This window comes from Rhizobium sp. Root708 (genome assembly GCF_001429725.1).
In the GTDB taxonomy this organism is placed as follows: Bacteria; Pseudomonadota; Alphaproteobacteria; order Rhizobiales; family Rhizobiaceae; genus Rhizobium.
Window position 1 is genome coordinate 1 of sequence record NZ_LMHV01000008.1, and the last position, 12,602, is coordinate 12,602.

The 12,602-nt window shown below is 58.6% G+C and carries 10 protein-coding genes and 3 pseudogenes; 8 read left to right on the forward strand and 5 right to left on the reverse strand.

Annotated elements, in window-relative coordinates; genetic code table 11:
* Positions 1 to 129 precede the first annotated feature (129 nt).
* The 4 genes from ASE04_RS08115 (at position 130) to ASE04_RS08130 (ending at position 4,115) form a co-directional block, all read left to right on the forward strand.
* A complete protein-coding gene (locus ASE04_RS08115) occupies positions 130 to 1,017 on the forward strand; it encodes an oligopeptide/dipeptide ABC transporter ATP-binding protein (RefSeq protein ID WP_244490361.1) in 888 nt (295 codons plus the stop codon).
* A gap of 124 nt (positions 1,018 to 1,141) precedes the next feature.
* On the forward strand, positions 1,142 to 1,906 hold the full coding sequence (locus ASE04_RS08120; protein WP_056814797.1) for an aspartate/glutamate racemase family protein: 765 nt from the start codon (positions 1,142 to 1,144) through the stop codon (positions 1,904 to 1,906).
* 30 nt (positions 1,907 to 1,936) lie between these two features.
* Positions 1,937 to 3,367 (forward strand): amidase, encoded by a 1,431-nt coding sequence (locus tag ASE04_RS08125; RefSeq protein WP_056814799.1) that lies wholly within the window; start codon positions 1,937 to 1,939, stop codon positions 3,365 to 3,367.
* 46 nt (positions 3,368 to 3,413) lie between these two features.
* Positions 3,414 to 4,115, forward strand: coding sequence for a maleate cis-trans isomerase family protein (locus ASE04_RS08130; RefSeq protein WP_082597286.1), 702 nt, complete (start codon positions 3,414 to 3,416; stop codon positions 4,113 to 4,115).
* Between the two features lie 291 nt (positions 4,116 to 4,406).
* On the opposite strand, the gene ASE04_RS08135 is transcribed toward ASE04_RS08130, so the two are convergent.
* Positions 4,407 to 5,324: an oxidoreductase gene (locus ASE04_RS08135; protein WP_244490362.1), complete on the reverse strand. Its 918-nt coding sequence runs from the start codon at positions 5,322 to 5,324 to the stop codon at positions 4,407 to 4,409.
* 3 nt (positions 5,325 to 5,327) lie between these two features.
* On the opposite strand from ASE04_RS08135, the gene ASE04_RS08140 reads away from it, so the two are divergent.
* Positions 5,328 to 5,687: a MerR family transcriptional regulator gene (locus ASE04_RS08140; RefSeq protein ID WP_056814807.1), complete on the forward strand. Its 360-nt coding sequence runs from the start codon at positions 5,328 to 5,330 to the stop codon at positions 5,685 to 5,687.
* A 9-nt stretch (positions 5,688 to 5,696) separates the two neighbouring features.
* On the opposite strand, the gene ASE04_RS08145 is transcribed toward ASE04_RS08140, so the two are convergent.
* Positions 5,697 to 6,650: a D-2-hydroxyacid dehydrogenase family protein gene (locus tag ASE04_RS08145; protein ID WP_056814810.1), complete on the reverse strand. Its 954-nt coding sequence runs from the start codon at positions 6,648 to 6,650 to the stop codon at positions 5,697 to 5,699.
* Between the two features lie 242 nt (positions 6,651 to 6,892).
* Here ASE04_RS08145 and ASE04_RS08150 point away from each other — a divergent pair.
* Positions 6,893 to 7,269: pseudogene (locus tag ASE04_RS08150) on the forward strand (VOC family protein).
* A gap of 40 nt (positions 7,270 to 7,309) precedes the next feature.
* Here the strand turns inward: ASE04_RS08150 and ASE04_RS08155 are convergent.
* On the reverse strand, positions 7,310 to 7,993 hold the full coding sequence (locus ASE04_RS08155) for an HD domain-containing protein (RefSeq protein WP_056814813.1): 684 nt from the start codon (positions 7,991 to 7,993) through the stop codon (positions 7,310 to 7,312).
* A 240-nt stretch (positions 7,994 to 8,233) separates the two neighbouring features.
* Between ASE04_RS08155 and ASE04_RS08160 the strand changes: the two genes are divergently transcribed.
* Positions 8,234 to 9,226 (forward strand): GlxA family transcriptional regulator, encoded by a 993-nt coding sequence (locus ASE04_RS08160; RefSeq protein ID WP_056814816.1) that lies wholly within the window; start codon positions 8,234 to 8,236, stop codon positions 9,224 to 9,226.
* A gap of 70 nt (positions 9,227 to 9,296) precedes the next feature.
* A pseudogene (locus tag ASE04_RS08165) lies at positions 9,297 to 10,888 on the forward strand (ISL3 family transposase).
* A gap of 9 nt (positions 10,889 to 10,897) precedes the next feature.
* On the opposite strand, the pseudogene ASE04_RS29870 reads toward ASE04_RS08165, so the two are convergent.
* A pseudogene (locus tag ASE04_RS29870) lies at positions 10,898 to 11,224 on the reverse strand (EmrB/QacA family drug resistance transporter); the annotation flags it as partial.
* A gap of 99 nt (positions 11,225 to 11,323) precedes the next feature.
* On the reverse strand, positions 11,324 to 12,499 hold the full coding sequence (locus ASE04_RS08175; RefSeq protein WP_056814822.1) for an HlyD family secretion protein: 1,176 nt from the start codon (positions 12,497 to 12,499) through the stop codon (positions 11,324 to 11,326).
* Positions 12,500 to 12,602: the final 103 nt, after the last annotated feature.

Consider the following 12,602-nt stretch of genomic DNA (forward strand, 5'->3'; position numbering starts at 1 on the left):
CGTCACGTTTGAACTCTTCTGTGAAATTGCCTTTGCCCATATAGGCCTCCTGCCTCAAGTTTAGGGGAGAAGGCGTCTACAAATCTAGGGGCTATTCAATGATCAATCCGTTCGCTGCAGGCACCCGCTATGACAGTTTCCACCACTCCACTGATAGAGGTCCGAGGCCTTTCGAAGCGCTATCCCGTCGGCACCTTGCGGCGCAAGATGTTGCACGCCGTCGACGAGGTCGACCTGACGATCGGCGCCGGCGAATGCATCGGTCTTGTCGGTGAATCCGGATGCGGAAAGTCGACTCTTGCCCGCGTATTGGCCCGCCTGGTCGATCCAACCGAAGGCGAGATCACCCTTTCAGGCGTTGAAATCGGCGCGATCCCAGCCAGGTCATTCGGCGGATCTCCCCTCAGGCGCGATATCCAGGTCGTGTTTCAGGATCCGACTGAAAGCCTCAATCCCGGCTTCACGGTGTTCCAGGCGATAGCCGATCCGCTGAAGAGACTATTGGGCGGCTCACGCCGCGAAATCACCGACGTGGTAGTTGCCGCCATGGACGATGTCGGACTTCCCCGGGAATATGGCAGCCGCTATCCCCATCAGCTATCGGGCGGACAGAAAGCGCGCGTCGGGATTGCCCGGGCTATCGCGGTCCGGCCGAAGCTGCTTGTCCTGGACGAACCAACCTCGGCCCTCGACGTGTCGGTGCAGTCCCTTATCCTGCACCTGCTTGCCGAGCTGCAAAAGCAGCGCGACATGAGCTACCTCTTCGTATCCCACGATCTCAATGTCGTGCGCCTGCTCTGCGACAAGATCGCCGTGATGTATCTCGGACGCATCGTTGAATTCGGACCTTCGAATTCCGTTTTCCGTGCTCCGCTGCACCCTTATACGCGGGCGCTTATAGACGCTATTCCCGATCCGGATCGCAAGAACACCGTCCGTACCAAACTCGAGGGTTCTGCATCCAGCCCATCGACCCGAACCAGAATGCCTGCCGCTTTTCAGGACGCTGTCCGGTAGAAATTCCCATTTGCAGCCAGGTCATGCCACCACTGCTCGCTCGCGACCAGGACCGGCTCGTCGCCTGCCATCGCGCAGGAGAGCTGGCAGATCAACTGTCTACCGAGATGAGGCATAGCCTTCCATGACGCGCATCCTGTTGTTCAATCCAAATACCTCGTCGGACGTAACCGACCTTCTCGTTCGCGTCGCAGGGCCATCACTTTCACCGACCTCCGAGCTTCTACCGGTCACCGCCCCGCGCGGCGTACCGTATATCGCCACGCGGGCAGAGGCGGCCATCGCGTCCGGTATCGTGCTGGACGTTCTCGCGGAGAGGGAAGGCAGCTTCGATGTCGCCATCGTGGCTGCATTTGGCGACCCCGGCCTTGGCGGCGCGCGTGAACTGATGTCGGTGCCCGTGATCGGCCTGGCGGAAGCCGCGATGCTGAGCGCCTGTATGCTTGGCCAACGCTTTTCCATCGTTTCCTTCGCGCGCGCTCTCGGCCCATGGTTTCGCGAGTGCGTGGTCATGCATGGCCTCCTCAATAGATTAGCAAGCATCCGGCTGCTCGACGCGAAGTTCGCTTCACTGGCCAGTGTGCAGGACGAAAAGGAAGAGCTGCTCGTCCAGCTTGCGCTCAGTGCCGTCGAAGAAGATGGCGCCGATGTCATCATTCTTGCCGGCGCCCCGCTCGCCGGCCTTGCCGCCCGCGTTCGCGAGCGCATTCCGGTACCGGTCGTCGAGTCCGTCGTCGCGGCGGTCAAACAGGCGGAACTGCTTGCCGCGCTCAATCCCAAAATGGCATCTGCCGGCACCTTTCGACGGCCCGATCCCAAAAGCTCTCATGGCCTGTCCCCGGCACTTGAACGGCTACTGATGGCCAGGCCAGCCGAGGCACGATCATGACCAGAAACACTGCCATAACAGGAGGCTTCCATGCTTATCGATGAATATCCGACCATGTCGGCGCGCTTGATCGCCCAGCAGGTATCGTCCGGTGCGATTTCCGCGCGGGCAATCGTCGAGGCTGCCTTCAGCGCGCTCGACAAGGTCGAACCAGTCATCCACGCATTCGCGACGCTGGCACGCGAGGAGGCCTTTGCAACTGCGGATGCGCTGGATCAGCGCATTGCGCGCGGCGAACCGGTCGGCCCCCTTTGCGGCGTACCCGTCGCCATCAAGGATCTCGTCCTGACGAAAGGCCTGAGAACGACGTTCGGCTCCAATCTCTACGCCGAATACATACCCGATGCCGACGATATCGTGGTCGAACGGTTGAAAGCTGCCGATGCCATAATCCTCGGCAAGACCAACGTCTCCGAATTCGGCTTTGGCGCACATGGCAACAACATGCTGTTTCCAGCCACCGGCAATCCGTGGAATTCCGACCGCTCGCCGGGCGGATCGAGTGCCGGTTCGGCCGCAGCCGTCGCGGCCGGGGTTTGCCCCATCGCGATCGGCAGTGACGGCGGCGGCTCCGTCCGTCTTCCCGCCGCCCTCTCGGGCCTGGTCGGCATCAAGGCCGCGATGGGCCGCGTGCCGGTATGGCCCGGCTGCCGCGACATATCGATTCCAGGCGCCTCCGGCTGGGAATCGATCGAGCATATCGGTCCCCTCGCCCGCGATGTCGCCGATGCCGCCCTCATGCTCTCCGTCATTGCCGGTCCCGATCCGCGCGACCGCTGGTCTATTCCCTGCGCCGACCTTTCCTGGACCGACATTGCCCCGCTGCCGCGCAGAGCAAAGGTCCTGTACTGGCCGACATGGCATGACCAGGCCATCGGACAGGGCTTGAAAGATGCCACCAACAAGGCGGTCGCTCTTTTGGCAGAAGCCTGCGGGTTTGAGCTGGTGGTCGGCGCTCCGCCGGAAATCGATGTTCATGCGACATTCCGGGCGATGGTGGCCCTGGAAACCGATCTTACCGGCATGCGCAAGCTGCTTGCGGAAAAGCCGCTGCCGGTATCCAAGGCGGTCACGGCACTGCTTTCGGAATCGCGCCCGTTCGAAGATGCGACCGATGCGATCACTGCGCGGAAAGCCTTTGTCGATGAGATCGCCAGGATCATGAGCGGCTATGACTTCATCCTGACCCCGACACTATCGGTCACCGCCTTCGCCAAGGATGAGGATGGCCCGCCGACGATCGATGGCAAGCCGATTGCCCCCTATGAGTGGTGCCCGTTCACCTCGCCCTTCAATCTGACGGGCCAACCCGCGGCCAGCGTGCCATGTGGTCTGGTCGATGGCCTGCCCATCGGATTGCAGATCGTCGGACAGCATCTCGGTGACGCCAGGGTGCTGTCCGCAGCCGCAGCCTTCGAGGCCGCCCTTCCAAAGCTCGGCCGGCCCCCGATCCATGCTTGATCAACCTTACCCTCAGGAAACTTCAGTGACCCCGCTTCGCATCGGAATGCTCACCCCTTCATCCAACACGGTCCTCGAACCGGTCACCACGCAGATGCTCAAGGACCTGCCTGACGTAACGGCGCATTTTTCGAGGTTCCGGGTGACCGCAATCGGCCTTGACGCCGCGCTGTTGAACCAGTTCGACGACCGCCCGATGCTGGCCGCCGCTGAATTGCTTGCTGATGCCAAGGTCGATGTCATCGTATGGAATGGCACGAGTGCCGGCTGGCTGGGCCTGGACAGCGATCGTCGGCTTTGTGAGCGAATTACCGAAGTGACCGGCATAAAGGCATCGACGTCGGTGCTTGCCCTGTTCGATGTCATGCGCCTGAGGGAGGAGAGCCGGATCGGCCTCGCCTCGCCCTATACGTCCGATGTGCAGGCCGCCATCATCAAATCATTCGCGAATGAGGGAATCGAGATTATCTGCGAGAGACATCAGGGCATCAGGGATAATTTCAGCTTCAGCCAGGTCTCACCCGAGACCATCGCAGAGATGATCGCCGAGCTTGCACCCTCGCAGCCGGACTCGATTGCTGTGTTCTGTACCAACCTTGCCGGCGCTCCGCTCGTCGATCAACTCGAAAAGACCTATGGTATCGCGATTCACGACAGCGTGGCGACGGCGATCTACGGCGCCATGTCTGCGGTCGGATATGACCAAGCCCGGGTGTCGGGTTTTGGGAAAATGTTCTCAGCAGCTTAGGTAGCGCTGACGTTGAAGGCCGATCGCGCGGTAAATCGCACGGTCAAACTTCGTACAGCCTCCAAACTCAATCCCATTGCGCTTGATGGGAACGGAACCGACGACCCAGTTATTTCGAAGCCCAAAGCCTTGATAGGATTTAACCTGAGCTGAGCGATCATTTTGCTCGGTGGGCAGCGCTGCGGCGTTTCATCCGTCAAGACTCTTCGGATGCTAGTGGTGAAGTACGCAGCGTGGCAACGGTCTCGGTATGCCCCTCACCGCGGCGACTTGGTTCGAGGCGGCCGCCGCTCATCGCGATTTACGGCGGGTTGCGAAGATCATGCAAATCATCCTGTCGAGAACGCGATCCGGCAGCCATTCCTTCAGAAAGAGCATGGGGCCCGCCATCGTCCCGCCGTGATAACGTGTCGCCGGGCGGCGCGCCCTTATCGCTTTGACGAGGAGATGGCCGATGACCTTCGGCTGCGCAAGTCTTTGATTGCCGGATTGCAACTTTGCGAAACGTTCGATCAACGAGGAATAGGCTCCCGAGGCCGAATGGCGGCGAGCTTCCTCAACAGCAATGCCACCCCACTCGGTCTCGACGCCACCGGGTTCGATGACAATCACGTCAATGCCGAAAGGCGCGAGTTCATTGCGCAGCGTATCAGAGTAGCCTTCCAGCGCAAATTTTGACGCGTGATACCAGCCGCCGACGGGCATGGCTAGCTTCCCGCCGATTGACGAAATGTTGACGATTTTTCCGCTCCTCCTCGCCCGCATATGGGGCACGACGAGTTGCACGAGACGCGCCAATCCAAACAGATTGGTTTCGAACTGACGCCGGGCATCAGGCATCGGCACCTCCTCGAGGGTGCCGTACTGCCCGTATCCCGCATTGTTGACGAGAAGATCCAACCTACCTTCTTCGTTCAGCACACGCTGGATGGCCGAGACCAGTGACCCGTCGACCGTAAGGTCCATCTCCATCACTCGGACCCCATCTTTCTCAAGCTCAAACATCCGGCCCACACGACGGGCGGCGCCATAGACGATGTAACCTTCCGCAATCAGCCTCAATGCGAACTCCCTCCCCATTCCAGATGATGCTCCGGTGACGAGCGCGACGGGCCGCGGATCTTTGATTTTCATGTCTGAAAGCCTTGGTTTGACAAAATACGACGCCAGCTTAATCTGTGGGCAAACCCCACAGTCAAGAGAGGACATTCAGTGTTTATCAGTGAAGTGGCGAGCATTGCCGAGATGTCGAAGGATGGCATCAGACACTATGAAGAATTGGGCCTGATCACCTCGACGCCGGTTCAGGCCGGAAGCCGCATCTACCGGGACTACGATACCTCCGTCCTGAAAACGATAGAGCAGGTCAGACAGGCCCAGCAGCTCGGGATGAGCCTGAAAGAGATCGCCCCTCTGCTCAAGGTTTACGGTGACAAAGCCCTCTCCGACGCGGAAACGGTCGCATTTCTCGAAGACCGCAAGCGCATCATCCGACAGAGAATATCCGACCTGAGGAAAATCGAGAAATTCATCGACACAAAAATCGAACACTACAAGTCGAATGCCGGGTGATCTGGCTCGTCATTCGAGGACACGGATGGGCCGTCCGGCCAGCCAGGCGTCAACGTTCTCCAATGCCTGGCGAAAGTAGGTCTTGTAGTTGTCGAGAGTCACATATCCAAGATGCGGCGTCGCTAGCACATTGGCCAACGAGCGATAGGGATGGTCGACCGGCAACGGCTCCTGCTCGAATACGTCAAGCGCCGCTCCTGCGATCGCGCCGTCTCGAAGGGTAGCAATCAAAGCCGTTTCATCAACGAGTGCGGCCCGCGAAGTGTTGATCAGATACGATGTCTTCTTCATGAGCGCCAATTCCGCACTTCCGACCACGTGCCGCGTATCGGGCGACAAAACCATGTGAATGGTCAGGAAATCGCTGGCCTTGAACAGTTCCTCCTTGCTGGCATAAGCGACCCCGCACTCCTGCGCGCGCTGCGGCGTGAGATTGGGGCTCCAGGCATGCACCTTCATCCCGAAAGCCTGACCGAGCCTTGCCACTTCCTTCCCGATTTTTCCAAGACCGATGACCCCGAGGTACTTACCGTACAAGTCCGTGCCAATGGTACTCTGCCATGGACCATTGCTCGTTAGGTTCTTGTATTCGCGATGAATAGACCTGCTCAAAGCCATCAAGAGCGCCCAGGTCAATTCCACCGGCGGTCGGGACATGCTTTCAGTTCCACAAATCAATATCCCCTTCCTCCTGGCTGCGGCAGAATCCAGGGAGGCATTGCGCATGCCTGAAGTGACGATGAGCTGCAGGTTGGGCAGCCTGTCAATGATGCTCGCCGTCAACGGCGTCCTCTCCCGCATCATGAAAAGCACATGAGCAGCGGAGATCTGCTCAACCAGGGCATCTTCAGAGGCCAGGTGAACATTCAAACTTCTGACCTCGATCTGGCCATGGAGCGCCCGCCAGTCCGCCAATGACAGCGCGACGTCCTGATAGTCATCCAGTATCACCATCTTCTTCATTTTCGTTTCCTTACTGGTGGCGTCGCGATTTCGAGATTTGGTGCTGTTGATAAGACTTAGGCAAGGGTGCATCAGGCGACATTAACATGTGCCTTTCTTTTCAAGTTATCTGGAACACGGTATCCGACAAACTGGCAACCGGGTTGCTCGCATCTTGGAGTGCGCCGCGTTACTCAAGGGATGTGACACGCGACCTCGATCGCACATCGGAAGTGCACGAAACCGTACAAAGGAGAATGGCAATGGTCATCGATCGACTTGATCACCTTGTCCTGACAGTTGTGTCCATCGACAGAACCGTGACTTCTATACCACAGTCCTGGAAATGGAGGTCATCGAATTCGGAAACGGCAGGAAAGCCCTGATTTTCGGCAACCAGAAGATCAACCTTCACCAGAAGGGCCAAAAGTTCGAGCCTAAGGCTTTTGCACCCACGCCCGGCTCGGCCGATCTTTGCTTCATCACGTCGAACAAACTGGAAAACGTCGCAGAAAAGATCCTGGCGATGAATATCGAGATTGTGGAAGGACCCGTCGCCCGGACCGGCGCGACCGGGTCCATCCAGTCAATCTACCTTCGTGACCCAGACCATAATCTGATCGAAATATCGACCTATTGAGCCCGTCGCATGACAGTCCAAGGCCGACCCCGTGATCCGGTCAGCCATTCCAGCCGGAGCATCGGATGACAGAGCAGAAATTGCCGCGGTGGAAGTGCGGTTCCTTGTCGGCGATCACGTCCGCCTTGACGTTGCCGAAAGTCGTGCCAGGCTTGTGCTTGATCCCTTCGTAGAAGGCCTGGATGATATCTTCCTTGAACTTCGTAGTGCGCGGAAACGCAGATACCACAGCCTCGCGGATGTCGTCGGCGTACTGATCGTAGGTCAGGCCCAGAACATCCATCTCGACGCCCGCCGTGGTCAACGCGATCACCGGGTGCATGAACTCAGGCACGCCCGGCGTCGTGTGCAGTGCGATGCCTGCCCAAACCTTCTCGATGTCAGAAGGGTCGACGTTGTGTCCCCTCAGAAAATCGCGAGCCGCGTTCGCGCCGTCAACCTCGAAGCGGAGATCAGCGCTGCTGTGCGAGGGCATCAGCCCGACATCGTGGAACATAGTCGCCGCGTACAGTAACTCGCGGTTGACCGTGAGACCACGCTTTTGACCGGCTAAGGCTCCGAAGAAGTAGACCCGGCTTGAATGATTGAAAAGCAACTCGGTCGCTGTGTCTCTGACGAATTCGGTAATCGCGCCGCAGAGTGCACTGTCCGGTATCGAAACGCCCCCGATGCCGCCTCCTGCAAAGATTGCATCAGCGACCTTTGATTTCTTGCCGTTTGCCATTCTTTTCTCCTGTGCCAGACGCATGTCCGCAGCCCCAGGATCAAGATGATGAGGTTCACGAACGATCATTGGATGAGTGCTGAGGCAAGGTTTAAAGCTCACTTGCTTCCGCCACCTCTTAATCGCAGGTACAGCGCGTGGCAGCAATGACGACAGACATTGAGAATCTGCCAACCGTGTGTGATAAGCTGCCATGTGACTTCCTGGCTGCTTCTTGCGGCAATGGACGATAGGGCGCCTATGGCGAAAAAGGATATTGCTCTCGTCATTCACGACGGCGTCCAAGCACTCGACGTCGCCGGCCCCCTCGACGTGTTCGCGGCAGCCAACAGCTTCCTACCGGATCGTGAGCACTACCGATGCGTACTGGTCGCACGGCAAAGCGATCCGCTTCGCTGTTCGAACGGGATGTGGATGAAACCTGACTTCAGTTTTGAAGAGGCCGGCCATCCGTTCGATACCGTTCTGGTGGCGGGTGGGCCAGACCTTCCCTCGCGCGCCGCAGACAATGCGATGTCGGACTGGCTTCGGCGGCGGGGCGCCGAAGCCAATCGATACGGCTCCATCTGCAACGGCGCGTTTGCGCTCGGGCACGCAGGACTGCTTGACGGGCGGTCCGTAACTACCCACTGGCTCTGCTCTGCGGAACTGGCCATCAGGTTTCCCGCCGCCCACGTTGAGCACGATCGCATCTACGCGCGCGATGACCGTTTGGTAACCTCGGCGGGCGTTACGGCCGGGATCGACCTCACTCTCGCGCTCGTCCGCGAGGACCATGGTTCCGCGATCTCGCTTGCCTGCGCCAAGTCTCTCGTTGTGATCGCGCAACGGCAGGGTGGCCAGTCGCAGTTCAGTCCGCTTCTCTTGCCGCACATCGATCCGCTTACGCCACTCGCCAAAGTCCAGGCCTACGTGACGGAGCATATCGATGAAGCATTTCCCGTCGGACGCCTTGCTGAAATCGCCGGCGTGAGTTCACGCAGCATCGCGCGAATGTTCGTGCGAGAACTGAGCGTAACGCCTCACGACTTCGTCGAAGGCATCCGTATCGACCATGCACGCAATTTGCTAGAAGCAACGGACCTGGCGCAGAAGGCGGTCTCGTTCGCATGCGGATTCGCAAGCGCCGACCAAATGCGAAGCGCCTTCCAGCGCAAACTGGGAGTTACGCCGTTAGGCTATCGGGAGAGCTTCCGAGTAGTCAGTGGCAGGGATCACGCAAAGGCGAAATGACGGCTTTGAAGGTTCTTCCTCTATTTCTGTGGTTAACAGGATGTTAGCGCCTCGACTGCTATCTGCGAGGATGCGAGCGCAATTGAAATGGTCACCCGGCCCAAGGGTCAAAGTTCTGGGTATCACCCTTCAAAATGAAGGATACTGGGTTGTTTCCGCTGCTGCGAAACCGGTCGGCATCTGCCCGGATTGTGGAACGCGGAGTCAGCATCGGCACGGCTGGCACAACCGCCGTCTCCAGGACTTGCCCGTTCAAGGTCAAGCTGTGGAAATCAAACTGGCACTGAACCGGTGGCAGTGTAGACACCGGAAATGCGGGCGACGAACCTTCACCGACAGGCTGCCCGGATGGCTGAGATTGTGGGCTTGGTTGGTCACAGGATGGGCGGTCGCCCGGGAGAGAACTTGATGCATCGGCTCGGCATGCCGGTCAGCGACGATACTATCTTGCGGCAATTGAAGCGCGGTAATCCGGCGTCCATACAACAAGACACTATTCGGGTTGTGGGCATTGACGATTGGAGCTGGCGGCATTCCTCGCGGTACGGGACGATCATCGTCGATCTTGAGCGTCATTCGGTCGTCGATGTTCTGGAGGACCGCAGCGTCGAGAGCGCAAAATCTTGGTTGCAACAGCGTCCGACAATCGAGGTCGTGAGCCGAGATCGCTGTGGTCTTTATGCTCAGGCAGTCCGAGAGGGCGCGCCTCAGGCCCGCCAGGTGGCTGACCGTTTTCATCTGGTTCAAAATCTGAGGGAGGCAATCAAGGAGCAGATGAGCGTTTACGGTCACGCCAACGTCAGACCCATTCTTTCCGAAGATGCTATAGCCAGCGCCAGGTCAAAACAGCGCCGTGCCCGCTTGGCCCACAGGCAATCTCGTAAGGAAATATTCGACATGCTTCAAGCGTTGCGGCAGCAGGGCCTCACCTACAGCGAGATTGCAAGGCGGACCGGGTACGAGCGCCGCAGCATCGCGAATTGGCTTACTTCCAATGCACCTCGAGACAGAAACCGGGCAGCATTGAATCCGACATCGCCACTGTATTTCGAAGCTTTCCTGGCTGAATGCTGGAAAAATGGAAACCGGCTCGGGCGTCATCTGTTTTACGATATCAAGAGCCGCGGCTACACGGGCAGCCGATCCAATCTGGAGCGCTTGCTGAAGGTGTGGCGTGCAGTCGAAAACATCCAAGCTGACGAGCCGCCTCCGAATATAGATGTTTCAGAACCCGTCCGCGATCCCGATACGGGCCATATGATCTCGTCCGTGGTGGCTGCAGCTTTGTGCGTAAAACCGCGCGGCCTGCTGACAGATCATCAGGCCAGAAAGGTCAATGCCTTAAAGGATGGCTCTCGAGCGTTCGCCATTATGCGTGGCTTGGCTATGCGCTTCAACGGCATCTTGCGCAGCACGAGCTCGCTGGCACTGGATGAATGGATCGACAATGCCATCGACACCGAGTTAACAGCAATCATGCGTTTCGCCAGCGTTCTGCGCCGTGATATTGATGCCGTAAAAAATGCAATCGAACTCCCTTGGAGCAACGGTCAAGCCGAAGGGCAGATCAACCGTCTTAAGATGCTTAAACGAGCAATGTACGGTCGCGCCGGCCCTGAACTAATGAGAGCGAGAATGCTGCCGCTGAATCACAGAAATTGAGGATGAACCGAACATGATCGCGTTGACGAGCAGGTACCTGCGGACCGAAAACACCCGTGCAAGCCAGCCGCTGAGAGGGATCACCACGATTTCCGCTATGAGATACGATGTGGAAATCCAGCCGCCGTCATCCTTTCCCGCGCCAATTGCACCCTGGATATCGGCCAGCGAGGCATTGACGATCTGGATGTTGAGAACGGCCATGAAGGCCCCGAGCGTGGAGCCAACAACCGCGCACCACATGCGCAACGCGCTCATCTCGGATTTCGCGGGGGCCTGTGGAGCCGGCGTCCGCTCAGGCTTGTCGTTATTCACTGCTAGCTGAAGAGTAGCCATGACTTATCTCCTTCCGGGTTGACCGGAATCTCTCATGACGGTGCATTGCCGATAATCGGAAAAGGATAGGAAGGACTGTCCACTAGGAGCGGATAATCTTCACTTTGCCGGCTGCTGTGCGTCCTTGGTGTCGATCTCTGGTTCGACGGACATGCCCGACCGCAGGCGACCGGCAATTTCGTCGTTGTCGATGACGATCTTCACCGGGATGCGCTGGACGATCTTGGTGAAGTTGCCAGTCGCATTATCAGGCGGCAGTAACGAAAATTCGAGGCCGCTTGCGGGCGAGATGCTGTCAACGTGCCCCTTCACATCAAGATCAGGGAAGCTATCCACCTTCACCTCGACCAACTGGCCGGGCTTTATGTAGGTCAGCTGGGTTTCCTTGAAGTTGGCAACTACGTAGACGGAATGCAGGGGAACGACGGCCATCAACTGCGTCCCTGAAGTGACGTACTGGCCAACACGGATAGAGCGGGCGCCAACCGTACCATCGACCGCGGCGACGATATTCGTGTAGGAGAGGTTCAACTCCGCCTGGCTTGCAACCGCAGCAGCGCGGTCACGTTGCGCGACGGCCTGATCACGCTGGGTCTTGAGGACCGGCACCTTGTTTTTTGCGGTGACGAGCGCGGCTTGGTCGCGTTCTACGGCAGCGGAGGCCTGGTCCATCAAGGATTGCGTTTGCTCCGCCTTGGACTGACTCCCCGCGCCGCTGATGATCAGCCGGGCGTTTCTGGCGGCTTCCGACTTCGCGAATACGAGCGAGGCATTCGACGCATTTACCGCGGCCTTTGATTGATCGATCACGGACTGCTGCAGCTCGATCTGGGCGTCGATGTTGGTAATGGCAGCTTCGGCAGCCACGACGTCGGCACGTGCCTGGTCGAGGGCGGCTCGGAAGTCCCGGTCATCGATACGGGCGAGAACCTGCCCTGCTTTGACCGCGTCGTTGTCGTTAACGAGGACCTGCTTGATGTAGCCTCCGACCTTCGGCGCAATAGTCGTGTAGTCGGCCTTCACGTAGGCGTCGTCGGTGGCTTCGATGAAGCGGCCCACTGTCCAGTAATCGTGACAGAAGTGCACGCCGTAGGCAGCGCCCGCCAAGAGAACAACAGCGAGCACGCCCTTCTTGAAGCCCGCCTTGCGGGATTTTCCGGGGGCAGCGGGAGTGACCTGTGCGGGCGTTTCAGCGGGAGCCGCTGGAACGTCCCTGACCTTGCGATCTGCTTCGGCAGACGCTTCGAACACTTCCTTGCGGGGCAGTTCGCCCATTTCGAATTCTCCTGGGGTTTTGCGCTTGGGGCGCGAGTCTGTTCCGATGGAGTAAAGATGCCCCGCTGTTCATCGATTGATAATCCACTTATATCGGTAAGCA

Bases quoted from the DNA above. Each gene is read 5' to 3' on its own strand.
- ASE04_RS08115 (WP_244490361.1), top strand. From the start codon at position 130: ATGACAGTTTCCACCACTCCACTGATAGAGGTCCGAGGCCTTTCGAAG.
- ASE04_RS08120 (WP_056814797.1), top strand. From the start codon at position 1,142: ATGACGCGCATCCTGTTGTTCAATCCAAATACCTCGTCGGACGTAACC.
- ASE04_RS08125 (WP_056814799.1), top strand. From the start codon at position 1,937: ATGCTTATCGATGAATATCCGACCATGTCGGCGCGCTTGATCGCCCAG.
- ASE04_RS08130 (WP_082597286.1), top strand. From the start codon at position 3,414: ATGCTCACCCCTTCATCCAACACGGTCCTCGAACCGGTCACCACGCAG.
- ASE04_RS08135 (WP_244490362.1), bottom strand. From the start codon at position 5,324: ATGTCCTCTCTTGACTGTGGGGTTTGCCCACAGATTAAGCTGGCGTCG.
- ASE04_RS08145 (WP_056814810.1), bottom strand. From the start codon at position 6,650: ATGAAGAAGATGGTGATACTGGATGACTATCAGGACGTCGCGCTGTCA.
- ASE04_RS08155 (WP_056814813.1), bottom strand. From the start codon at position 7,993: ATGGCAAACGGCAAGAAATCAAAGGTCGCTGATGCAATCTTTGCAGGA.
- ASE04_RS08160 (WP_056814816.1), top strand. From the start codon at position 8,234: ATGGCGAAAAAGGATATTGCTCTCGTCATTCACGACGGCGTCCAAGCA.
- ASE04_RS08175 (WP_056814822.1), bottom strand. From the start codon at position 12,499: ATGGGCGAACTGCCCCGCAAGGAAGTGTTCGAAGCGTCTGCCGAAGCA.